The sequence below is a fragment of the Clostridium gasigenes genome (assembly GCF_017348895.1).
GTDB classification, from domain to species: Bacteria; Bacillota; Clostridia; order Clostridiales; family Clostridiaceae; genus Clostridium; species Clostridium gasigenes.
Window position 1 is genome coordinate 182,402 of sequence record NZ_CP071376.1, and the last position, 23,286, is coordinate 205,687.

29 protein-coding genes and 1 pseudogene are annotated in these 23,286 nt (G+C 30.2%); all 30 read right to left on the bottom strand.

What is annotated here, in order from left to right; translation table 11 throughout:
* Positions 1-11: 11 nt before the first annotated feature.
* Entirely contained in the window at positions 12-440 is a 429-nt protein-coding gene (locus tag J1C67_RS00855) for a flagellar basal body-associated FliL family protein (protein ID WP_089970563.1), read from the bottom strand.
* Positions 441-464: 24 nt separating this feature from the next.
* Positions 465-1,199 (bottom strand): flagellar motor protein MotB, encoded by a 735-nt coding sequence (locus J1C67_RS00860; RefSeq protein ID WP_167866242.1) that lies wholly within the window; start codon positions 1,197-1,199, stop codon positions 465-467.
* On the bottom strand, positions 1,192-2,004 hold the full coding sequence (locus tag J1C67_RS00865; protein ID WP_089970558.1) for a motility protein A: 813 nt from the start codon (positions 2,002-2,004) through the stop codon (positions 1,192-1,194). The genes J1C67_RS00860 and J1C67_RS00865 overlap by 8 nt, the downstream gene beginning before the upstream one ends.
* A 13-nt stretch (positions 2,005-2,017) precedes the next feature.
* The gene (locus J1C67_RS00870) at positions 2,018-2,209 is read right to left on the bottom strand and encodes a flagellar FlbD family protein (RefSeq protein WP_089970555.1); all 192 of its coding nucleotides are present in this window, start codon (positions 2,207-2,209) and stop codon (positions 2,018-2,020) included.
* A 193-nt stretch (positions 2,210-2,402) separates the two neighbouring features.
* On the bottom strand, positions 2,403-3,686 hold the full coding sequence (locus tag J1C67_RS19825) for a flagellar hook-basal body complex protein (RefSeq protein ID WP_425321715.1): 1,284 nt from the start codon (positions 3,684-3,686) through the stop codon (positions 2,403-2,405).
* A gap of 588 nt (positions 3,687-4,274) precedes the next feature.
* Positions 4,275-5,090, bottom strand: a pseudogene (locus J1C67_RS19830) (flagellar hook-basal body complex protein); the annotation flags it as partial.
* 80 nt (positions 5,091-5,170) lie between these two features.
* Complete coding sequence (locus tag J1C67_RS00880) at positions 5,171-5,560, bottom strand: TIGR02530 family flagellar biosynthesis protein (RefSeq protein WP_167866240.1); 390 nt, start codon at positions 5,558-5,560, stop codon at positions 5,171-5,173.
* A 25-nt stretch (positions 5,561-5,585) separates the two neighbouring features.
* On the bottom strand, positions 5,586-6,338 hold the full coding sequence (locus J1C67_RS00885; protein WP_243176725.1) for a flagellar hook assembly protein FlgD: 753 nt from the start codon (positions 6,336-6,338) through the stop codon (positions 5,586-5,588).
* Positions 6,339-6,350: 12 nt separating this feature from the next.
* A complete protein-coding gene (locus tag J1C67_RS00890; protein ID WP_167866239.1) occupies positions 6,351-7,928 on the bottom strand; it encodes a flagellar hook-length control protein FliK in 1,578 nt (525 codons plus the stop codon).
* The gene (gene fliJ, locus J1C67_RS00895) at positions 7,925-8,410 is read right to left on the bottom strand and encodes a flagellar export protein FliJ (protein ID WP_167866238.1); all 486 of its coding nucleotides are present in this window, start codon (positions 8,408-8,410) and stop codon (positions 7,925-7,927) included. The genes J1C67_RS00890 and fliJ overlap by 4 nt, the downstream gene beginning before the upstream one ends.
* Before the next feature lie 14 nt (positions 8,411-8,424).
* Positions 8,425-9,735 (bottom strand): flagellar protein export ATPase FliI, encoded by a 1,311-nt coding sequence (gene fliI, locus J1C67_RS00900; RefSeq protein ID WP_207253542.1) that lies wholly within the window; start codon positions 9,733-9,735, stop codon positions 8,425-8,427.
* 16 nt (positions 9,736-9,751) lie between these two features.
* Positions 9,752-10,507 carry a FliH/SctL family protein gene (locus tag J1C67_RS00905; protein ID WP_167866236.1) on the bottom strand — a complete coding sequence of 252 codons (756 nt, stop codon included), beginning with the start codon at positions 10,505-10,507 and terminating at the stop codon, positions 9,752-9,754.
* Positions 10,491-11,507: a flagellar motor switch protein FliG gene (fliG, locus tag J1C67_RS00910; RefSeq protein WP_167866235.1), complete on the bottom strand. Its 1,017-nt coding sequence runs from the start codon at positions 11,505-11,507 to the stop codon at positions 10,491-10,493. The genes J1C67_RS00905 and fliG overlap by 17 nt, the downstream gene beginning before the upstream one ends.
* Before the next feature lie 4 nt (positions 11,508-11,511).
* A complete protein-coding gene (fliF, locus tag J1C67_RS00915) occupies positions 11,512-13,074 on the bottom strand; it encodes a flagellar basal-body MS-ring/collar protein FliF (RefSeq protein WP_167866234.1) in 1,563 nt (520 codons plus the stop codon).
* A gap of 20 nt (positions 13,075-13,094) precedes the next feature.
* Positions 13,095-13,388 carry a flagellar hook-basal body complex protein FliE gene (gene fliE, locus J1C67_RS00920; RefSeq protein WP_167866233.1) on the bottom strand — a complete coding sequence of 98 codons (294 nt, stop codon included), beginning with the start codon at positions 13,386-13,388 and terminating at the stop codon, positions 13,095-13,097.
* A gap of 11 nt (positions 13,389-13,399) precedes the next feature.
* Complete coding sequence (flgC, locus tag J1C67_RS00925; protein WP_167866232.1) at positions 13,400-13,804, bottom strand: flagellar basal body rod protein FlgC; 405 nt, start codon at positions 13,802-13,804, stop codon at positions 13,400-13,402.
* Between the two features lie 6 nt (positions 13,805-13,810).
* On the bottom strand, positions 13,811-14,203 hold the full coding sequence (gene flgB, locus J1C67_RS00930) for a flagellar basal body rod protein FlgB (RefSeq protein WP_167866231.1): 393 nt from the start codon (positions 14,201-14,203) through the stop codon (positions 13,811-13,813).
* Positions 14,204-14,685: 482 nt separating this feature from the next.
* Positions 14,686-15,546, bottom strand: coding sequence for a flagellin N-terminal helical domain-containing protein (locus tag J1C67_RS00935; protein WP_167866230.1), 861 nt, complete (start codon positions 15,544-15,546; stop codon positions 14,686-14,688).
* Positions 15,547-15,815: 269 nt separating this feature from the next.
* Positions 15,816-15,995 carry a YjfB family protein gene (locus J1C67_RS00940; RefSeq protein ID WP_167866229.1) on the bottom strand — a complete coding sequence of 60 codons (180 nt, stop codon included), beginning with the start codon at positions 15,993-15,995 and terminating at the stop codon, positions 15,816-15,818.
* A gap of 172 nt (positions 15,996-16,167) precedes the next feature.
* Entirely contained in the window at positions 16,168-16,449 is a 282-nt protein-coding gene (locus J1C67_RS00945) for a transposase (RefSeq protein WP_167866228.1), read from the bottom strand.
* Between the two features lie 156 nt (positions 16,450-16,605).
* Positions 16,606-16,899, bottom strand: coding sequence for a hypothetical protein (locus tag J1C67_RS00950; protein WP_207713876.1), 294 nt, complete (start codon positions 16,897-16,899; stop codon positions 16,606-16,608).
* 491 nt (positions 16,900-17,390) lie between these two features.
* Positions 17,391-18,023 (bottom strand): hypothetical protein, encoded by a 633-nt coding sequence (locus J1C67_RS00955; protein WP_167866227.1) that lies wholly within the window; start codon positions 18,021-18,023, stop codon positions 17,391-17,393.
* A gap of 150 nt (positions 18,024-18,173) precedes the next feature.
* Positions 18,174-19,457, bottom strand: coding sequence for a flagellin N-terminal helical domain-containing protein (locus J1C67_RS00960; RefSeq protein ID WP_167866226.1), 1,284 nt, complete (start codon positions 19,455-19,457; stop codon positions 18,174-18,176).
* A 246-nt stretch (positions 19,458-19,703) separates the two neighbouring features.
* A complete protein-coding gene (locus J1C67_RS00965; protein ID WP_167866225.1) occupies positions 19,704-20,033 on the bottom strand; it encodes a flagellar protein FliT in 330 nt (109 codons plus the stop codon).
* Complete coding sequence (gene fliD, locus J1C67_RS00970; protein WP_167866224.1) at positions 20,033-21,547, bottom strand: flagellar filament capping protein FliD; 1,515 nt, start codon at positions 21,545-21,547, stop codon at positions 20,033-20,035. Before fliD ends, J1C67_RS00965 begins: the two co-directional genes overlap by 1 nt.
* A 20-nt stretch (positions 21,548-21,567) precedes the next feature.
* Complete coding sequence (fliS, locus tag J1C67_RS00975; protein ID WP_167866223.1) at positions 21,568-21,960, bottom strand: flagellar export chaperone FliS; 393 nt, start codon at positions 21,958-21,960, stop codon at positions 21,568-21,570.
* Between the two features lie 13 nt (positions 21,961-21,973).
* Complete coding sequence (locus J1C67_RS00980; protein WP_167866222.1) at positions 21,974-22,255, bottom strand: hypothetical protein; 282 nt, start codon at positions 22,253-22,255, stop codon at positions 21,974-21,976.
* A 23-nt stretch (positions 22,256-22,278) separates the two neighbouring features.
* On the bottom strand, positions 22,279-22,620 hold the full coding sequence (locus tag J1C67_RS00985) for a flagellar protein FlaG (protein WP_244980261.1): 342 nt from the start codon (positions 22,618-22,620) through the stop codon (positions 22,279-22,281).
* Between the two features lie 10 nt (positions 22,621-22,630).
* A complete protein-coding gene (gene csrA / locus J1C67_RS00990; RefSeq protein WP_167866221.1) occupies positions 22,631-22,846 on the bottom strand; it encodes a carbon storage regulator CsrA in 216 nt (71 codons plus the stop codon).
* An 11-nt stretch (positions 22,847-22,857) separates the two neighbouring features.
* The gene (fliW, locus tag J1C67_RS00995; protein WP_167866220.1) at positions 22,858-23,274 is read right to left on the bottom strand and encodes a flagellar assembly protein FliW; all 417 of its coding nucleotides are present in this window, start codon (positions 23,272-23,274) and stop codon (positions 22,858-22,860) included.
* Between the last annotated feature and the right edge of the window lie 12 nt (positions 23,275-23,286).

Here is a 23,286-nt window from a genome sequence, read left to right on the forward strand (position 1 = left end):
TAACGCTTCCTTTATTGTACAATTTTCTCTGTTATATAAACATTTAAAATTACACCCTTTGTTAGTTTTTGATTTAATCTTTTAATTAACTCACTTTTTAAAGCCTCTTCATTTGCAGCTTCCAAATTTTCTACAGTGCAAGATTCAAAATAATGTACAACAACATCTCTTATTACTGCATGCTTTTTTTCAACTTCCGCAGTTAACTCTTTATTTTTTTCATCAAACCCTATTGATAATTTTAATTTAACATATCTTTTCGCATCCGTATCACTTAAGTTTACAAATACTTCTCCAACTTCACTAGTTATTTCTTCTATAACTACTACTTTTGCAGTGTCTCCACCTTTCATTGATGTAAAATATACACCTGCAAAGGTAGCTCCTCCAATTACTAATAGTACAACTATAAACGCTATTATTTTTTTTCCTTTACTCATCTCTTTCTCCTTTAAACTTTTTTATTAATTGTTATCAATTGCCATAATCAATATATCAACCCTTCTATTTTTCGCCATATTTTCTTCTGAATCATTTGCGGCTACCGGTTGATATTCCCCATATCCAGCTGCACTAAATCTCGCTGGGTTTTGCCCCATATTTTCTATAAAATACCTTACTACATTTACTGATCTATCTACCGATAGCTCCCAATTTGATGGAAACTTTGAGGTATTAATAACTCTGTTATCTGTGTGTCCTTCTACTAATATCTGATTGGGCACTGATCCTATTAATGAATTTATTTTTCCAAGTACCTCTTTACTATCTCCTCTTAATATTGAACTTGATGTCTCAAATAAAATATTATCTCTTAATTGAATTACAATTCCTCTTTCACTATTAATTATTTCTACTACTTCCTCTAAATCATTTTCTTCAACAAATTTTTTAACATTATCATACATTTGTTGTTGCGCTGTTGCTGCGTCATCAACAGGAGTTTCTATGTCCGCCTCCCCACCGATTAACGGAACAGTTCCATTATACAAATCATATTTCATTATAGTATCTCCAGATTCACCAGCCATAACTGTTTTAAAAGCTTGTGATAAGCTATCCAGTTTTTCTTGTTCAACACTAGACATTGCATATAAAAGCACGAAAAATGTAAGTAGCAATGTTATACAATCTGCATATGTAGCTAACCATTCATCACCTGTAAGTCCACCTTCCTGCTGCTTTTTCTTCCTAGCCATTATTTACAACTCCTTCATTAAGTTCAGCTGTTGAATTTTGATATTCTAATCTAACTTTTGGCTGCAGATATGTTAAAAGTTTTTCTTCTACTATTCTAGGGTTAACACCAGATTGAATTGATAGAATCCCTTCTAACATCATTTCTCTTATTCCAACTTCTTTAGCACTTTTTCTCTTTAAATCAGTTGCAATTGGCACACAAAAAAGGTTAGCCAGTATTGTTCCATAGAAAGTTGTAAGTAATGCTACTCCCATCCCTTTTGCTATACTAGTTACATCAGTTAAGTTTTGCATCATTTGTATAAGTCCTATTAACGTACCTATCATACCAAATGCTGGTGCAAAACCACCCCAAGCACTAAAAATTCCTGCATTTTTTGAATGCCTATCTTCCATTTCTCCAATTTCAAGTTCTAATATATTCTTTATAGTTTCTGGTTCAATACCATCAACTACCATTTGAAGTCCTTTTTTTAAAAATTTATCATCAATTTGGGATATTTCATCTTCTAGTGATAATAACCCTTCTCTTCTAGCTTTTCTTGAAAGCTCTGAAAACTTCATAATTATTTCTTTACCTGAGGTATCTGCCTCTTTAAATGATTGCCCAAGTAACTTAGGTATTTTCTTAATATCTTCTACTGAGTATGCAATTAAAACAGCACAAAAAGATCCACCTACAGTAATAAACACCGATGCCAAGTCCCAAAATATTTTTAGACTTCCACCCATTAACATCCCATAAAGTATTAATGCAAGTCCAATTACTATTCCTGCTGGCGTTAATTTATCTAACTTTTTCATATCTTAACTCCTCCTAAAACTTATAATTAATAATTTTGCTTTTATATCTAATTACCTTTTCTCTTACTTCTTCAATACTATCTAAAACAATATATTTTTTACTATTAGTTAATGTAATTAGAGTTTCAGGCATCTCTTCAATTTTCTCTATATGATCTGCATTTAATGTAAATTCTTTATTATTCATACCAGTTAAAATAATCATAATTTTACCACCTTTTTTTAAATTAATTAAGTTTAGATAAACATTTTTATATTATATTTACCTAAAGTTAATTATTTTTTTAATATATACTTATATTTAGTAATTTATAAGCTATAGGCTAGAAAGTTCTTTCGAACTTTCCTTTAGTACTCTATTTTCATTTGCCCATAGCTTATTTTCTACTAATTAAAAACTATCTCTTCAAGTTAATAATATCTTGTAATATTTCATCTCCTGTTGTTATCATTTTACCTGAGGCTTGGAATGCTCTAGTTGAGATTATCATATCAGTAAATTGCTCTGCTAAATCTACATTTGACATTTCAAGCATTCCTTGCAAATTAGCTCCATATCCCTTTGAGTTATCATCTCCAAGAGTTCCTACACCACTTTTAATTATAGCATCACCGGAGTTAACTGATGATGAATAAAGATTACCACCAAGTTTTGCTAATCCTTCTGGATTTTTAAAATTTGCCATTCCAATTTGTCCAAGTGCTGCAACTCTACCATCTTCTAATACTCCATTTATTATTCCTGTACTATCAATTGTATAAGTTTTAACTCGGAGTTCTAAATCTGTTCCTGGTATTTTTACCTTATCTGGTATTTTCATAGTTTTTAATTGTCCGTCATAAGCTTTAAGTGTTTTTGTTCCATCAACAAAGCTTAACAATCCATCTGTTCCTAAACTTTGTATTGGTGTACCACCAAGAGTAAGTCCTGATTCAGTTCCACCTATTTCCATAGTTTTACCTGTCACCATTATTGATTGATTGATTCCTTTGTTTTGAAGAGCTTTGTTAATTGAGTTTTGAGCTGCATCTATTGTCATTGCTCCAGCTGTAGTGAAATCTCCATTAATTGTAATTGTCTTATTTTTTTCATCTATTTCAGTATCTGATTTTGTTCCTGCTGTTATTTTACCAATTTGAATTTTATATCCATTTAAAGATCCACCTGGTGTAAATGCGAATTGCATTGAACCGAGTTCAAGAGCTGTTGCTGTCATTAGCTCTCCACCACCCTCAATTGCATCTGCAGTTAATCCTGAATAAATCTTAGCAGTTCCACCTGCCTTTATTTTATAATCATCTGTAATTGCTACCCCTTTAGTTTTTAAGGCTGCATTTATTGCACTTTCAAGCTCCACTGCACTAGTTCCTGGATATGAAGCAAAGTCACCTGATAAAACAATTTTTGCAGGTCTATTATCTGCAGCAATTGGTTTAGTTGGATCTTGTAGAGTAACTTCAGCACTAGGCACAGTTGATCTTGTATCTCCTATTTCAATTTCAATACCATTAAATTCAGTTCCTTGTGGTAATTCAAACTTAAATCCACCTACATTAATTTCTTTAGGAGCCTTATTATCAGTTCCTCCAGCAATTTTTATTTTACTACTAATATTATTCGCTACTGTTCCACCAACAGTTATTGTAGTTTTAATACTAGCATTTTTTAATGCAGTCTTCATCTTAGCATCTATATCTGTTGATGTAGCTACTTTTGCAGGGTCAACTGATGAAAAATTTCCCTTAATAATAATAGATGGTCCTTCTTTATTTATTAGCACTTCTGTTGGTCCATCAACTTGTTGTGCACTAATTGTATATCCATTTAGGTCTTTTCCGTTACCAAATGTAAAGTTTAAACCTGCTAATAGTTCAGTTACTACTTTACCATCTTTATCTACTAAAGCTCCTGTTGGAGGTGCTGCTATAGTTCCACTTGTATCTGTTTTACCTGTAATATTTGCTAAATTCAGAGCACTACCACTAATATTTAAAACTTCTTGTTTATAACCCTTACCTTTAATTTCTGCATTTATCTTTTCTTGTAAATTCTTAGCAGATACATTTCCGCCTACAAAATCACCATCTATTTTAATTTTCTTTGTATCTGGATCCAAATTAACTTTTAAATCTGTCCCTTTACCAACTTCTCCTATTTGAAAAGTATAACCATTTAATCCACTACCTTCACTTAATTGAAGCGTGAAACCACCAATTGTAACTGCATTAGGTGAAGTTGCATCTGCTCCTCCCTTAACACCTTCTGATGATAAATCCGCTATATTTATAGGTTTACCTGATACAAATACTTGTTGTGATATTCCACCTGATGAAAGGCCTTTATTTACAGCTGATTCTACTTGTGCTGTTGTCAATCCATTTATAGTTGAAAAATCTCCATTTACAACTATAAGTTTTTGAGTTTTATCAATATCTGCAGTTGTTACAGTTCCAGGTCCTACAGTTCCTAAAACAACTTTATAACCATTTAATTGTGACCCAGGTCCAAATTTAAAATCTAGCCCAGCTGTTGATACGTCGTTTGGTTCCTTTGCTGTAGCTTCCATTGAGCTATCATCATTTGTTAACGAATATCCCATAACTCTGTATCCATCACCAGTTAAAAGATTACCGCCTTCATCTAATATAAATGATCCATCTCTTGAATACATAATTTCTGTGTTTCCATTTGCAAGTGATTGTGCAGTTAGTCCATGTGACCCTGCTCTATGATTTACTTCTAAAACGCCATCATTTATTGCAGGTCCCTTGCTTACCATAAAGAATCCAGCGCCATCTATAGCTACATCTAATGATCTTCCAGTTGGTTGCATCATACCTTGAGTCATTACTGAATCAATACTTGCAAGTTGAACTCCAAGTCCCACTTGACTTGCATTTAATCCACCTTTATTATTTCCAGGTGCCATTGCATCTGAAACATTTTGACTTAGCATATCACTAAATCTTGCTCTTGATGACTTGAAAGAAGTAGTACCTACATTTGATATATTATTTCCTATAACATCTAATTTTACTTGGTTAACCTTCATTCCACTTATTCCTGAATACATTGATCTTAACATAAAATTTGACCTCCACCCTTTTTTAAAAATACCTTGCTTCTATCTTTCCACAAGGCAATAGCCTCCATTTCTGGTCCAGCCTATAAAATAACTACACTATCTATATTTGTAAATATATTTTCCTTAGCTCTTTCTTTTTCAACTGCTGTAATAACTGTCTTATTTTCAATACTAGCTATTAAAGCTACATCTTTATACATTATCACAGAATTTTTCGCACCTTTAGCTTCTGCTATTTTAAATCCTTTTCCTATAGCATCCATATCTTGCTCATTAAAGTTTATCTCCTTTAATCTATCTGCTGCATGTTTTGAAAGAGTATATCCCCTATTTTTTTCTATTGTTTTATCTAATATATCTTTAAATCTATTATTATTTTTCAGTTTATTTTGATTTATGGCATTTCCTGTACTAACATCCGGAAAATTCCCTACTGGATAAGCCCTTCCATCAACTATTCTAAATCCCATTAAAACTCACCTGTCTTTAATTTAATTAAACACTTTCTTGTTTTGGTGTTTCTGTATCTGGAGTTTCTGGTACTTCTTCACCCTTATCTGATACCTTAATAACCTTATCATAAGTAAATTCTTTAATTTCATCTGTACCATCTAGTTTAATTCTAACCTTTATAACACCAGAATCTTTAACAACTCCTAAAACAGTGCCCTTTAAGTTGTTCTCATCTTTATCTTTTTCACTTAGTTCAACATTTTTACCAATAAATGCTGTTGCCACTAAGAAAGACATATTTCCATTCATATTAGTAATTGGAGGAAGTGTGTAATCTGGTACATCTAAAACTGTTACAACATCAGCAATATCAAAGGGCTTAATCTCATTTTTACCATTTACATTAACCTCTACCGAAATAGTAGTCTTCCCAGCTGTAGTCGTAATAGCTTTAACTACTCCTGTATATGGTTTACCCTCATTATCAACAGCCTTCATGGTAACACCTTTTCCAGCTAAATTATGAGATGTATAATTAGTCATTGTAGTGTTTAGATTATTCATTTGCTCCATTGATGAAAATTGTGCCATTTGAGTAACATATTTTGTTGAATCATTATCTCCCATAGGATCCATATTAGATAATTCTGCTGATAATATTTTTAAAAAAGCATTTTTATCCATATCTTGCCCGGGTTTCATAATTTTAGTTCCTTTTTCTGTTGCTCTTTCACCTGTATAATTATTTATAGTTAAATCTGTCATAGTTTTCTTATCTATATTTATATCTGCCATAGTTTTCACTCCTTACACTAATAAATTTACACTACTATCATCATATAGCTTTTCATCCTCTTCTAAATCCTCTGTAAAAAATTCTAATTGCTTAGATGAATTTTTACCTTGTTTACTTTGATTATTCTTAAACAATTCATCTTGATTACTTTCTCCACCGTGATATGTAGGATCATCACTATAAAGTCCAATGTTTACTTCATGTATTTTAATATTTTGTTGTTCTAAACTCTTTTTAATCTCATTAAGATTAGAATTTAATAAGTTATATGTTTCTTTTGATATAGCTTTAATATCAGCTTTTAAAATCCCCTCTTCAGAAAGTAATTTTATTGTCATTTCTCCAAGTTCTTTTGGATAAATTTTAACTTTCAATTCTGCTACAGCATTTTTCATCATAAACTTAACATTTTTAATTATATCTGTATCCATAGTTTCTTTACTTACAACCATTGGTTCTTTAATAACCTCGGTAGATTTAACATTTAATCTGTTTATTAAAGTATTTTGATTATTTAAGCCTGCATTTTCATTTCCACCTAATATTTTTGCAAGAAGCTTATCTTCTTTAGAAACTTCAGTCTTTAGTCCTTCTACTTCTAATAACGATTTATCAACTACACCATTATCTTTAACTTCGCTAAATCTTTTAGGATCTAAAGTTGCTTTTAAATCTGTTAATACACTCTTAACTTCACTTTCAATAGTATTATTAGTAGAAATATCTATCTTACTAATTTGCTTAACATCTATAAACTCCTTAGTTACTATTGATTTATCATCAATTTTTTCAGTTCCTAATATTGTTTTTATATTTGTTACTATACTTTCAACTTCGCTCTTAGCTTCATTATCAATAGTATTAACCATAAACATATCCACTGTACTATTTTGCTTAGCTACTTTAATTTCATTAGTTTCAATTCCTTGCTTAGTAATTATTTTCGGTAATATATCTACTTTATTAAACAAGTTTTCAGTTAAGCCTTCTAAAGCTGTTTTAAATTCTTGCATTTGATTAGTAGATAAAACTCCATCAATTTTTTTTGAATTTAAAGCATCTAAAATAGTATTTGTTAAATTCAAAGCCTCTTTAGTAAGATTATTATTTTTTATTACTTCCATATCAACTTGAGTATCAATATTATTTAACAAAGGAATCTCTTTATTATTAACTTCTGCAATACTACTTTGCATAAGCATTGGATCTTCAAGTTTTACTGGTAATAAACTTTTAATCTCTGGTGAATTTAAAATTTGATTTAAAAGAGCTACTACCTCTTCAAGTATTTGGCCTTCAAATTTATTTCCTTGGAAATTTTCTTCATTACTAATAATTTCAACTACTTCCTTAATAGTCTCTTTAACAGTAGACTCTTCTGTTACTTTAACATCATTAATATTTATAAATTCTTTTTTATTTAAACTATTATCTGATTTATTTTCATCATTAGTAGGTTGTTCTGTTTTTTTATTTAAAATCTTTTTGAAATTATTATCTGTAGTTATTTTTTCTACATTATTACTTTTCGAAGTATTTTGAGTTGGCTCTTTAGTAGGTATGTTTAAACTAAATTTGTTATCTATCATCTATTTTTCACCTCCCTTCCCTTGGACATCTCTATTATTTTCTTTGAAGCTGCTTGATTTCTCATATATGCATAAAGAGCAAATTCATCATTATTTATCTGTTCAATTCTGTTTTGCTCCTTGTTATATGATATCAACTGATTTTCTTTAAGAATATCAACTGTTTTTCTTTCTACTTGCTTCTTTTTCAAGTCTTCTCTTCTGAAATCTAACTCTCGCTCTCTAAGCTTCAGTTCTTTTTCTGTTTCATCTATTCCCTTATTAAGAGCAAACAAATAGTTCTTTTTAATTTTTTGATAAACTAAGGTTTCCCCTTTATTTATACCATTATATTTTTTATAATTATCATTTAAGTCATTTAACTTAATTTCAGTTTTTTTAGTTTCTCTTTGACTTTGGGTGAATTTTCTTTTACTTTCTTCTTCTTGTTTACCTCTTATTTCTAGAAGTTTTTCTAAACCAAATTTAAACCCTTTTGGCATATTACCCCTTCTTTCTATCTATTAAATAGCGATATTAAATTTCCTACTGAGTCTTCAAATTCTGATTTTTCTTCAACACTCTGCTTTAAATAATTTTCTAAAGCATCATGATATTCTATAGATAAATCAATTTTTTTATTGCTACCTCTTACATAAGCTCCTAGATTAATTAAATCTTCTGATTCTTTATAAGTTGCAAGTAAATCTCTTGCTATTGATGCTGATTCTTTATGATCCTTATCAGCAATTGAAGACATAAGTCTACTTACACTATTTAGAATATCAATTGCTGGATAATGGTTCTTATGAGCAAGTGCTCTTGATAACACAATATGTCCATCTAAAATACCTCTTACGGCATCTGCAATAGGCTCATTAAAATCATCACCATCAACAAGAACTGTATAAAAGCCTGTAATGGACCCCTTCTCTGAGGTCCCTGCTCTTTCCATTAACTTAGGTAACATTGCAAAAACTGAAGGTGTATATCCTTTTTGAGCTGGTGGTTCTCCAATAGCAAGTCCAACTTCTCTTTGAGCCATAGCAAACCTTGTAACAGAATCCATCATTAAAATAACTTTCTTACCTTGATCTCTAAAATATTCTGCTATAGCTGTTGCTGTTAATGCACCTTTTATTCTTACAAGAGCCGGTTTATCTGAAGTTGCACAAACTACAACTGATCTTTTCATACCTTCTGGCCCTAAATCTTTTTCAATAAATTCAAGAACCTCTCTTCCTCTTTCCCCAATTAAAGCAATTACATTTATATCCGCTTTTGCCTCTCTTGCTATCATCCCAAGTGTTGTACTTTTACCAACCCCTGACCCTGCAAATATACCTATTCTTTGACCATCACCACAGGTCAAAAAACCATCAATAGCTCTTACACCTGTAGGTAATACTTCTTTTATTCTTTTTCTTTTTAATGGATCTGGAGGTTGATTTTCTAAAGGATAGGCTTTATCACTTAAAATATCATCTCCTTCTAAAGGATTTCCCAGACCATCAAGAACCCGTCCTAAGAGTTCATTTGAACACTTAACTTCTAAAGGTCTCTTTTCTGGTATTACTCTACACCCTGGAGCTATTCCTATAAGTTCTCCAAGGGGCATTAGCAAAACAGCGTCTTCCCTAAACCCCACAACTTCACAGTTTATAGGCTTGTTTTCCAGATTATATATAGTACAAAGTTCTCCTACAAAAGCTTGTATGCCTTGCACCTCAATAGTTAATCCAATAATTTGTTTTACAATGCCTTCACAGTATGTTGTATTTATTTCTTGGATTTTTTTGTTTAACATATCAAAATCTATGTTTATCATATTTTCCTCCAACATACTATTTAAGTATTAGTTCTTCTAATTTTTGTAGTGTAATATCCATTCCTACAATTGTCTTTCCTGTCTTTTTTTGAACTTCAGCATTTCCAGGTTCCATAAGTGTATCTTCTAAAATAAATATTTCTCCCTTTATTGCATAAGCTTTTTGCCAATAACTTAACTTTTCTCTAATAGATTCACTATGCACTGGGTTACATTTTATAACTATATTTTCTTCACCTTTAGATTTTTCTAAAATAGGATCTATTAAATGTAATATTCCCTCTGACAATTTAAGTTCTTTACTTGCAATTACTTTAGCCATTTCTAAGGCAAGATTAAGTATTTCATTTCTTTTTTCACTCATATAGTTTTCATAATCACAAGCGGCTAATGCTAAAATACTTTCTGCTTTTTCTATGTCTTTTTTAACCTTATCTTCTGTATCCATTAAAGATTTTTCATAGCCCTTTTTATAACCATCCTCATATCCATTTCCAGTGCCATTTGCATATCCACTATCATAAGCAACTCTTTCAGCTATAGCTGCTTCTTCTAAGGATTTTAAAACTATTACTTCTGCCTCTTTTTTAGCGTTTTTAACAATTCCTACACCAATATTTTCATAACTTTGCATTATGGAGTCAACATCTATAACCTCTTCTTGGTCTTCTTTCTCTTCTCTTGAAGTTTTATTAATGTACTTAGTAGCAATTATTTGATTATTTCCTATAGTTGCTACTGCACTCTTTATAAGGTTATACGATGATTGCATCTTCCCCACCTCTTGAGACAATTATTTCTCCTGCTTCTTCTAATCTTCTAATTATAGAAACAATTTTTTGTTGTGCTTTTTCCACATCCATTAATCTTACAGGTCCAAGGAATTCCATATCTTCCTTTAATGAAGCTGCAGCTCTCTTAGATTGGTTCTTGTAAATAACATTTGCCACATCTTCAGAACAGCCCTTAAGTGCAAGCGCAAGTTCTTTAACTTCAACTTCTCTAAGAATCCTTTGAATTGAAACATCATCAAGAGTGATAATATCTTCAAATACAAACATTGAATTCTTAATTTTTTCAGCAAGGGCTTCATCTTCTCTTTCTAAGCCTTCTGTAATATTCTTCTCTGTAGTTCTATCAACTTGATTTAATATATCTACAAGTGTTTCTACCCCACCAAGAGTTGTCATTTCAGTTCTTAAAACACTAAATAATTTAGTATTAAGCACTTTTTCAATTTCTTTAATTACCATTGGTGATGTATTACTCATAGTAGCAATCCTTAAAGCCACGTCACTTTGAACATCCTCTGGCAGCTCAGCTAAAACCTGAGCTGCTTTATCTGGTTGAAGATAACATAATATTAAAGCTATCGTCTGTGGATGCTCATAGTTAAGAACATTTAACAGTTGGCTAGCATCTGCTTTTCTCGCTATTGCAAATGGTCTATATTGTTGGTTTGCTTCTGATACTCTACTAAGTATTTCAGTTGCCTTTTGAGGTCCTAAAGCCTTTGAAAGTAATGCTCTTGCATAGTCCATTCCACCTTCAACAATATAATCTTTAGCTTTATTTGTTTCTAAGAACTCATTTAATATATTTTCTCTTTGCTCTGAAGAAACTGAAGCTATATTTGCAATTTCATAAGTAATTTTTTGTATTTCACTTTCTGGAAGCTTCTTTAATATACCCGAAGAGGCTTCTGGTCCAAGAGTTATAAACAGTATAGCTACTTTTTGTATTCCATTTAATTTATTTATGTCTCTTGCCATTTTATCACCTCTCATTTTCAGATAACCAGGACTTAACAATATCTACTACTTGTTCTGGTTTATCTTGTGCATATTTTTTAATTTCTTCTTCAAGCTGTGTCTTAGGATTATTATCACCAAAATCTATTGGAGTTAACGGTTCTTGTATATTTTTAGATATTCTATCCTCAATAACCACATCTAATAAATTCCCTTCTTCTTCTTCGACTTTAGCATTTTTCCTTCTCTTTTTAAGTAAAACTACTATAATTGTAATAATTATTCCTAAACCAAGTAATCCTATAACAACGTATGTAATAATCTTATTTCTTTGTTCTGCCTTTAACATTTCATCCATAGCTGCAGTAGCTGCATCATCTTTTTCTAACGGATCAAAGTTTATACCTTCAATAGTAATAGCATCCCCTCTTTCAAGGTTAAATCCTATAGCCGTTCCCACTGAATTTTCAATTGCTTTTTGCAACTTTGCATCTAAATCCCCATCTACAAATACTGTTGCTGTTAATCTTTTAACTTCCCCTGGCGCACTAATTACCTTACTTTCTGTTTTTCCACTTTCATAATTAGTTTTTTGATCTTCCTTTGAAGATTTGGAAGTTGTATTTTTATCATCTATAGTATTTCCCATATTATTATCTACAGGACTTTCTGTTGCTTGTCCATCACCTGTTCCATTAATTTCTTTTAAAGTTTGTTGACTTACTATAACTTTATTTGGATCAATTACTGTTTTTGTTTCTTGTTTTGAATCAAAATCTAATTCCACATTTACCTGAGTAGTTATTTTTTTCCCTAAAACTGGTTGCAATAGATCAAGTATTGATTTTTCAAGAGTCTTTTCATATTTTTGTTCTAATAAATAATGTTTTTCAATAGTCTCCGAACTAACAACACTTTCATCAGTATTATTTAAATCCTTAGTTAGTAAATTCATCTTATCATCAACAACTTCTATGTTTCCCTTAGGAATATTTTCTGTACTTCCAGAAACTAAAGCTACAATTGAACTAACTTGTTCAGTGGAAAGATCATTTCCAGCTACAAGTTTTAAATAAACAGCTGCTTTTCCTGGCTCCTTATCTTCTACAAATACAGAATCCTTTGAAGGAGTTATATGTACTCTTACATTATCAACTTGAGGAAAACTTTTTATAGTTTTTTCCAATTCTCCTTGTTGCATTCTAATCTTTTTAATTTTAAATTCCTCATCAGTCATTCCAAAAGAACTACTACCATCCATAAGTTCAAAGCCCTTACTTCCTGTAGATAACTCTGGAGCAATTTCTAATCTTAACTCATCTACATTGTCTTTTGGCACCATTATTGAATCGCCTTCTATTTTCATGTCCACTTTCTTTTCTTTTAGCTTACTTGTAACAAGCTGTGCATCATTTGGGTCAAGCCCTGAAAATAGAACTTTATATTTATTATTGGCAGAATAAAAAAACATTGACATTATAGCAATAATTAATGTAACTAAGGCTATAACAATCGCAATTTTCACACCTTTGCCTAAAGCTTTAAATCCCGTCCAAAGTTTCTTAAAGCCTTCTTTAAGCTTATCCATCTACACTCAATCTCCTTACCTTATAGCTGCATTCTCGTTAGTTCTTGTACTGCCTCTACTACTTTATTTCTAATTTGAACTGCTAATTGAAGAGAGATTTTTGCCTCTTCACCAGCTAACATAACATCATTTATATCTACATCTTTACCTGAAACAAATCCTTTAGTTAATTCATCAGCTGCAACTTGTTTATCATTTACTTTATCTAAGCTCTCTTTGAAAAAGCTATCAAAACTTACCCCACTTGATTGTTTATCATTCTTTAAAGGATTATTAAATATAGCTTCACTTGGTACAAATCCATTAATTTTCATATTTATAACTCCTACCTTCCAATTTCTAATGATTTCATAAACATGCTTTTACTAGCATTTAAGGTATCAACGTTAGCTTCATAAGATCTTGAAGCCGATATCATATCTGCCATTTCATTTAACACATTAACATTTGGCATTGTTACATAACCTTCCTTATTAGCATCTGGATGACTTGGATCAAAAACAGTTCTTAAAGGAGACTTGTCCTCAAGTATTCCAACTGCTTTAACCCCATTTAAGCCCTTTTCATTATCTAATGATTCTTGAAAAACAGCTACTTTTCTAACGTAAGGTTTTCCATCTTCTCCTCTTGTAGTTGTTGCATTAGCCATATTAGATGTTATTGTATCCATCCTTAACCGTTCTGCTGAAAGCCCACTTGCACTAATCCTCATAGAATTAAACATACTCATTATTATCTACCTCCCACCTGCAATTATATTTTTCATAGAATTTAATTTTCCATTAGCCTGAGTAATTAAAGCATTATACATAAGTGTATTTGAAGCTTGATTTACTTTTTCCAAATCTAAATCTACATTATTTCCATCAGTTCTCATACTAGTACTTTTATCTTGTTTTATAGATATACTTCCCAACTCATTATCATCTTTTATATGACCCGTCTTAGTTTGTTTTAACTCAAAGTTTTCTTTTGCATTTTTAAAATTCTCTTCAAAAGTTACATATGATTTTTTATATTCTTTTGTATTTATGTTTGCCATATTATTTGCTATAACTTTTCCTCTTAAAGTTGAAGCTTTAAGCCCCTGTTTAATCAAGCTATAGGTTTCATTATTGCTTATATCCACTGTTCTTGTCTCCTCTACAATCTTTTTATATTAATTCGTCAAATTGTTATCATATAGAACATTATATGATAACCAGCATCTTTTTCATAGTCCTTTTTTGAAATACATTAACTTTTATATTAAACTTTTTTATCAAATTTTTATAATAATATTTACTTGTTTTTTTTATATTTTACTTATATATTCTAAATACTTTTTACTTTAACTTTCCTTTTTTTCCATATAATATATTAAACATATTAATTTTATTATTTTGCGAATAATTTTCTTATATTTTGTTGTATTAAATTAATTTTTCACTCAAATATAATATTAAAAATGTCGAAATATAGTTCTTATTAAAATAAGGACTTTACATTTTTAAATTATTGTGTTAAAGATTTTTTATTCATAAATTCAAAAAAAACCTACCAATTTTTATTGGCAAGTTCTTCTTTATACTTAAATATATACTTTTACTCTTATATTTACTAAAACAATTTCTATTTAACTCTTTCTAAAATACTTAATATATCTGATGGGAATCTATTTGTTTGAGCAAGTAAAGCTGTTGAAGCTTCATGTAAAATTGAAGTTCTTGCATAATCAGCCATTTCTACCCCAATATCTGAATCTCTTATACTACTATCAGCCTTTTCTAAACCCTGCATGCTACTCGCTAAATTATTTGCTGTACTTTCCATTCTATTTTGAATAGCTCCGTACCTACTTCTAACACGACTAACATTAGATATAGCTTCATCAATAACAGATAAATTTTTAGCACTATTCTCAATACTAGTAACATCCACATTACTTAAAGAGTTTCCCGTCTTATCCCTTAGCCCATCTGTAGTTACATTAAACATAGGTATTTTAATTTCTTCTTTAGCATTAGCCCCTATCATAGAAGTTTTATACTCTGGGTTATCATTGTTACTAACAAACTTATTACTTATTAAGTTAACTCCATTAAAATTTGAATTTTTAGCAGTATAATCTATAGTCTGTTTTAATTGGTCAATTTCTAATTGAATAATTTTTAAATCCCCGTCATTATTACTTCCACTACTAGCTTGAACAGTAAGTTCCTTCATTCTAACTAAAGAATTACTTACAGTTTCTAAAGTTCCATCTATTGCTTGAATCATAGAAACTCCATCTTGAAGATTCTTCTCTGCAGATTGTAATCCCCTAATTTGCATTCTAAAATTCTCACTTTGTCCAAGCTTATTAGGGTTATCCTTTGCACTATTAATTTTTTGTCCAGTTGATATTCTATTTAGAACTCCACCCTGCACATTTAAATTTTTCTTATAATTTTGATATACATTTAACGAATCCATATTTTGATGTAATCTCATAAAATCTTCACTCCTAAACTACTTACTTATATATAATATCGTACACTTCCTATAAATCTTGATACATATTAAAATTATCCAATGTATGAAATTTTTCAAAACTATCTAAATTCTTTATTTTATTTTTAATTTTACTTCATTTAAAAAATTCACTAATAAATGATTACTTTTCCCAAGTCACAGTAACCCAATAAAAAGAGCACCAACAGCCATTACGGCTACTAATGCTCATTCTAGTGTTCTCCCCATTTCACTTTATCTATCCACTACTATGCTCTTCCATCAAAATGTTGTCCTACATTCGTGTCTACTGCAACATTCTTCATTATTTCTGTAATCTGCGTAGCATTTTCCTTACCAGTCTCCATAGCCATTTTCATTACTGCTATACCAGCTGATTCTTGTACTCTTGATTGACTCATTACCATTGATAGTGCCCCGATGTCCATTCGATCACCTCAGTTTCACTATTTTTCCAAGCAACAGTTACCGTTGAATATACTTAGTTAATTGTCGATTGTTTTTTCAATAACTTAACTTAATATAGATTATTATCTCTAAATATGTCCACTTATGAATTATACCTACACTCTACATGTCTATTAAATATCTAATATAATTCTATTTTCCATTAAAATATCTTGTATATATAGCATTAATTTTTCTCATTATTGAAGCTAATGCTTCAGTTTCTGTCTTTATTATTAAATGTACATGATTATCCATCAAACAATAGCAAATAATTTTATATCCAAAATGACTATAATAATGAAGTGCACCTTCTATAATAGTTATATAAAATAAAAAATCCTCATCATCTCTAAAAATATCATTTCTATGATTGCCTCTAACAGTTACATGATAGGAAGCACCTTCATACCACTCTCTTTTTGGTGTTGCCATACATTTCAACTCCTTACTTTCCATTCATTAAAGAATTATTGACAACAAACATATATAATAAACAAAAAAGCTACGTTGAAAAATAAAATTCCATCATAGCTTCTTATAATATAATTCCAATTTTTGTTCCCCAAGAGAAGTTGAGTGACACTTTTGTTATCTGCAAGCTTTTAACTTTGCTATATCATAACAATTAACTTTAGTCACTTCTTCAACTTCTGTTACTTCTTTAAGTATCTTATCAAGCTTTGTATTGGTTTCAGTTCTAAACTCTGTTAAATCAGCGGTTTGATTATGTGTTGATTCAAGTTTAGCTTCAATATTATCAAATCTTTTATTTACTTCATCAAATCTTTTATTTACTTCATCAAATTTTTGATTTACTTCCACTCTAAATTCTTTACTTTCCTTTTGCATGCTCATTAGAACTTCTAATATTTTTTCCTCCATCATAGCACCTCTTTAAGTATCATATTATTTACATAATAACAGTCCTTTCAAAAATTGTCTACATTATAATTCCAGAATAATTTTCCAACATTCTAAGAGTAGTCTTTTAGCCATTTTTTTATACTTCTCATATGAATTATTGACAACAACTCTCTATAATAAACAAAAGGCTACGCCGAACAATAAAAGTTCAAGATAGCCTTCAAATCTAATTTCCAATTTTTTGTTACCCTGAGGAACTTGAGTAGGCCGAAGTAACACTCTTTTTTTTGGTGTTGCCATACATTTCAACTCCTTACTTTCCATTCATTAAAGAATTATTGACAACAAACATATATAATAAACAAAAAAGCTACGATGAAAAAATAAAATTCCATCATAGCTTTCTCTTATATAATTTCCAATTTTTGTTCCCCAGGGGAAGTAGCACCGCAAGGTACTTGCTACAAGTCACAGTTACCTATATGGGAAGTATCCCCTCAAAGCTCTTGCTATTTCATTTCTTCTACTGCCGGCAATATACCTACAAACCTTGCAATAGATACTATTGTTAGTACAATCCCCGAAAAAGTCTCTACAAAAACAATATTATTAAGGAATTTACCGTTATTAACAATTAAATCACCATTAAATGTTGCTATACACAAAAAACTCGCCTTTACAAAATATAGCCAACTATAAATTATTTCAAAATTATTAATCCTTATTATTGAAATAACCATTACAGAATACCAAAATATTATTTCTACATAATTATGAATAAGAAGGACTAAAATCCTAGGGATAGATTTAACTTTATACGTTACCCCTTTTTTCTCACATCTATATGGGTCAAATATTATAACGTTGATTTGATAAATAATAATTTCAAAAACTCTCAAAATAGCATATATAAATGCTATCCAATTTATAACATTATTATCTAAATTGTATATAAGTAATGATAACGTTATAGATAAACCTAAGTTAGTAACTACCCATATTTCAACAAATCTAAATTTATTTTTCACCCTATTCCATACAAAAATTCTTATTACTTCGAATACAGATATTTTACTTAATAAGAAGAATATCTTTTCCCACAAATCCATTATAAAACCTTCATCTTGTTTCACTTCATTCATCGCATATCACCTATTCCCAATTTTCTTCGTTAATATATATTTATAATACTCATAGGTTTCTTAATATTTTTCTACAACATGAATTTTCTACTACTAAAAGGAGTGAGATATAAAATCTCACTCCTTAATTTTGATTATATTAGCTTACAATTATCTTAATAATTGAAGAACTTGTTGTGGTTGTTGATTAGCTTGTGAAAGCATAGCTTGTGCAGCTTGAGAAAGAATATTGTTCTTTGAGAATGTTGACATTTCCTTAGCCATGTTAACGTCTCTTATTCTTGACTCAGCTGATGTTAAGTTTTCACTTGATGTTCCTAAATTAGCTATTGTATGCTCTAATCTATTTGAATAAGCACCAAGTTTTGCTCTTTCTGCTGATACTGATGCTGTAGCTGCATCAAGTACTTTAATTGCAGCTGTAGCTTTTGTAGCATCAGATACATCAAGTGCATGTTCTCCTGCTGTTGAAACATCTGATAAATCATTAGCTACTCCAGTAGCTACGTAAGAAGCTCCAACAACTGCTGTAGCTCCAACACCTGCTGCTGCTCCTCCTGCTGTTCCTGATAATCCTAAAGCAGCAGAACGCATATCGCTAATGCTAGCAGTAAATTGTTGTCCTTGATTTGCACCAATTTGGTATGTGAATGCTGATGATGCTGCAGTAGTTATAGCTGCTGTTCCTTTACTTCCAACAGTAGTTGTAGCCGCTGTTGTTCCTGTAGAAGTTATAGCTGTTGCACCTTCTTGTCCACCTTTTTGAGTTAATGTAAGTTTATTATCTGCTGCAGTATATGCACCTACAGTATATTTAGCACTTAAAGTAGCATCTGCTTCTATTGCTGTTTTCAAAAGAGCAAAACGTGAATCCACATCAGTACCAGCCCCAACTGTAAGATCTATACCATCAATTGTAACAGTACCAGCTGCTAGTGCAGCATTTGTTAATGTAGCTACGCCGGCAACTGCTGGTACTGCTGGTGTTGTTATTTTACTTGCTGTTACAACTCCTGATGTACCATTAAGTAACTTTTGAGTATTGAACTCAGTGTTGTTACCAATTCTGCTTGTTTCTGAAGTTAATTGATTCATTTCTTTTTGTATTTGTGTTCTATCATCAGTTGTATTAGTATCATTTGATGATTGAACTGCAAGTTCTCTCATTCTTTGAAGAATTGAAGTTGTTTCATTTAAAGCACCTTCAGCAGTTCCAATCATTGATATACCATCTTGAGCATTAGCTGAAGCTTGGTCTAAACCTCTGATTTGTCCTCTCATTTTTTCTGATATAGCAAGACCTGCTGCATCGTCTCCAGCCTTATTAATTCTTAAACCTGAAGAAAGTTTTTCCATTGATTTACCAGCATTTGCTTGGTTGATCCCCATTTGTCTGTTAGCGTTCATAGCTCCCATGTTGTGATTAATTATCATAATAAATTCCTCCTTGAATTTTGTCGGGCATCCGTGCCCTTTTTTTATTTATAGTTAAACTCTTTGAGTTTACTAACATTTTAAAGATACTTGGTAGTTTGTTATAACTACTTTCCTCTTATATTTAATATTCGTATTGTTTTTCTTATACTTTATAGTTATTTTATAAAAATTTAATTTTATTTTAATATAATTAAATTTAATTTATTAACTATACTTAATTTATCGTCACCTAGTTATAATACTTTATACTTTTGTATTAAAAAAGTTTATTGAATTTAAATTTGCTCCATATCCTCTATTTGCTTGCTTCTTCATTATTGTTTTTCTAATTTCTTCTTTTACTTTTCTTTGTTCTTCTTCTATAACTTCTTTAACTTGTTTTTCTAAATTTAAAATATCAAATTCTTTACCTATTTTTATTTTTTCTTCTTTAGATAAATCTATTTCAACTATTTTATTTAATAGATTTTGTCTTTCTTCCATTAATTCTTCTGCGTTAGCCTCTTCTTTTATTTCTTTTATTAAATCTAAAGAAACACTCTTATACTTTTCTAACAATTCTCTTAAGTCCATTAATTTCCACCCATTTGTTGTGTCATCATACTTTGTTGCGAATTATATTTATTCATAATAACTTCTAATTTAGCATACTTAGAATATAAAGATTTTTCTCTTCTTGCAAAGTCTTTTTCTAATTCTTCCATTTTTTTATTATATTTCTCGATACTTTTTGTTAAATCATTGTTACTAACACTTGGAGATCCTTCTACACCAACCCTCTTAATTAAACTTGAAGCTACTGTAACTGTTTCATCGAAAATAACATCCTTTAACCTTTGAAGAACTCCAGTTTTAGATGCTTTTTCATTTTCCGGTGTTCCTTCCGGAGGTAAACCTATAAGTGATTTCATAATTTCTTCTGAATTACTCTCTAAAGCTTTTGTTAATTTATCTACATCTACTGTAAATGTCCCATTTTTGCTTTCATAATCTTTAACAGGTTTTATTCCTATTTTTTCAATATTTATGCTAGCTCCCGGTACTGACCTCATAGCTTCTTTCATTTTATTTGCAATTCTAGTAAGGTCAGAATCCCTATATAATTGCCCTTGTTTTGTTTTTTCATTCCAAAGTTTAACTTCACTTTCAGACATTTCTTTTTTCTGTTCTTCTGATAAAGGCATATAATTCTTATTACGTTTTTCAGAAGTCATCTTATTTAATTTTTCCATCAAAACATTATAATCATTTATAAAAAGCACTATTTTATCTACTGTTGCTTTTGCATCTGTTTTACCCGTAATTCTTACTTCACTAGTAGTTACATCATTAAATGAAAATTCAACACCATCATATACAACTTTATTAGAACTTCCATCAACATCCTTAGATTCACCTCTTGAATTAGTTATAGTTGCTTTAGAATTTTTCCCTTTAGCTTCTAAATCAGCTATTGGAGTTCCTAATTTATCATTCCCTAATCCCGTTATCTTAAATTCATTTGGTTTATCTACAGTCCCTATTCCCATACTACCACTTTCAAACACTAGCCCATTTGAGAACTGACTATATTTAACTGTAACATCTATTTTTCCAAGTAAAAGTTCCTTGTTTATTCGCTCTGCTAACTTACTAGGATCTTTTAATTCATCAGCAGTTATAACACCTATAGATATAGGTGTAGGTATAGGTGTTCCTGCCATTTCTAGAGCAAACCCTTCACCAGCCTTTAAATATTCAGTTTTCAATGTGGTCGTCGCTTTAGATGCAAGTTGTGTAACGCTAACTTTATAATTTTCTGCTTTCCCTCCCGCAAGTCCATTTACAGAAACCGCTCCACTATCTGTGGATTCAAAGGTTGTTGTTCCCCAATTTTTTGATTGCAGTAAGCTATCTTGATTCGAAAACTCAAGATACTTACGATGAAATTCTTTTGAATCTTTAAGTACATCTCTATATAATTGTTGTTTCATTTCTACTATTTCTCTTTTTTGTTTTGTTTGGTCTACTTTTATTCTATATGGTTTCATTGAATCTTTTACTACTTGATCTACATCAAGCCCACTTGCTAATCCTGTTACTCTCATACTTCACCTCTTAATTTTAATTATGCATTTTTCATTTGTCCTTTTGAAACTTTATCAGCTTCATTCCATATATCTCTTATTTCTTCTATAAGTGGTATTATTTCATCCAATATTTTTATATCTTTTTTTATATTTGCTTCTACTAATTTTTCTTTTATAAAGTCATATAGTCTATACATTTGAACTGCCCATTCTCCTGCCTTTTGATCTAAAGTTATCATTAGTTCTGTAAATATATTTTGTGTTTTAACTATATTTTCATGGCACTTTTTTATATCTTTATCTTCCATAGCTTGTCTAGAAATTTTTACAAATCTTACCGAACCATCTAAAAGCATTAATAATAACTGTTGCTTTGATACATGGTTTACGCTGTTATTTTTATATGCATTTAATCCATTATTTCCATACATATTTGTTATCCCCCTATTTTTTCACATCTAAAAACGAACCCTGTGATGATATATTTTTATCCGATTTTTTTTCTGCTTTTATTTCAATATCTGGCTTTATGTCTTTAGTTGCTTCTATAATTATTTTTTCTTTATTTAAATCTTCTTTTATATAATCTTCAAAGGTTTTTTTTCTATTTTTTTCACTATCTTTATATATAGCTATTTCAGATTTTCTATGAATTTTACCATTTCTTGTTTTTTCATAAACTTTTCTTCTTAGGTCTGTGTCGATTTTATTTAACAAAAAATTCATTTCTCCACATCCTTTAATATTATCTAAGCCTTTTTATCTACAAGTACTCCTGCAAGTTCACACATTTTAGCCACTACATCTAGTATTTTCTTTGGTGGCACCTCCATAAGAACTTCTTGTGTATCATTATCTATAATCTTAATCATTATATCTCCTAATACTTCATGAACTGAATATTCTGCTCTTGTATTATCCTCGTGTAAAAATTTATTTAATTTATCTATCGCCTTTGCTATATCTTCTTCTTTATAGCCTTTATCTTTAGATGTTACCGCTGTATTTTTATTGCTTTCCACTTGCTTAAAGTCTACTTTTTTAATTTCTGTAGAAACTTGTCCACTTTCGCTCATAGCTTTTAGTTCCACATTAACACCTCTATTTTTTAAACTTTTTAAGTATATCCATATCTATTTTTATAGCTTCAATATTTTCACTTTCAACTTCGGTGTAAAGTTCTTTTCTTAAAATTCTTATTTCTCTAGGTGCATCTATTGCAATTTTAACACTGCCATCATCTATTTTTGAAATTGTTATCTCAATATTATCACCTATAAGTAACGATTCACCTTTTTTTCTAGTAATAACTAACATACGTCCACTCCTTACATTAAAGGATGTTTTATTTTGTACACATCTTTATCTACTATTAATTGTTCCCCAAACTTTTCTTTAATATTTAATACTAAAGGTGCTCTTAGGTTTGTTGTTATATTTTCTACCTTTGAACTTACATTAACAATCGAATAGAGCATTACATCTTTTTGATTTTCTATTTTAATATTTTTAATTATTTCTTCACTTAACTTTATTTCATAATCCTCTATTACATCAAATGGAGATATTATTATAAATGCTAATTCATTATTTTGCACTGATTGTAATATTTTAAATGGTCCTTCTTCTATTTCTTTAATTACATAGGTTTTGTATTCTTCACAACCTGGAATTCCCTTTTTAAAGGTTATTATTTCTTCTGCCTTATATTGAATTTTACCATGTACCGGTGAAATTAATTCCATTTAGTATTCCTC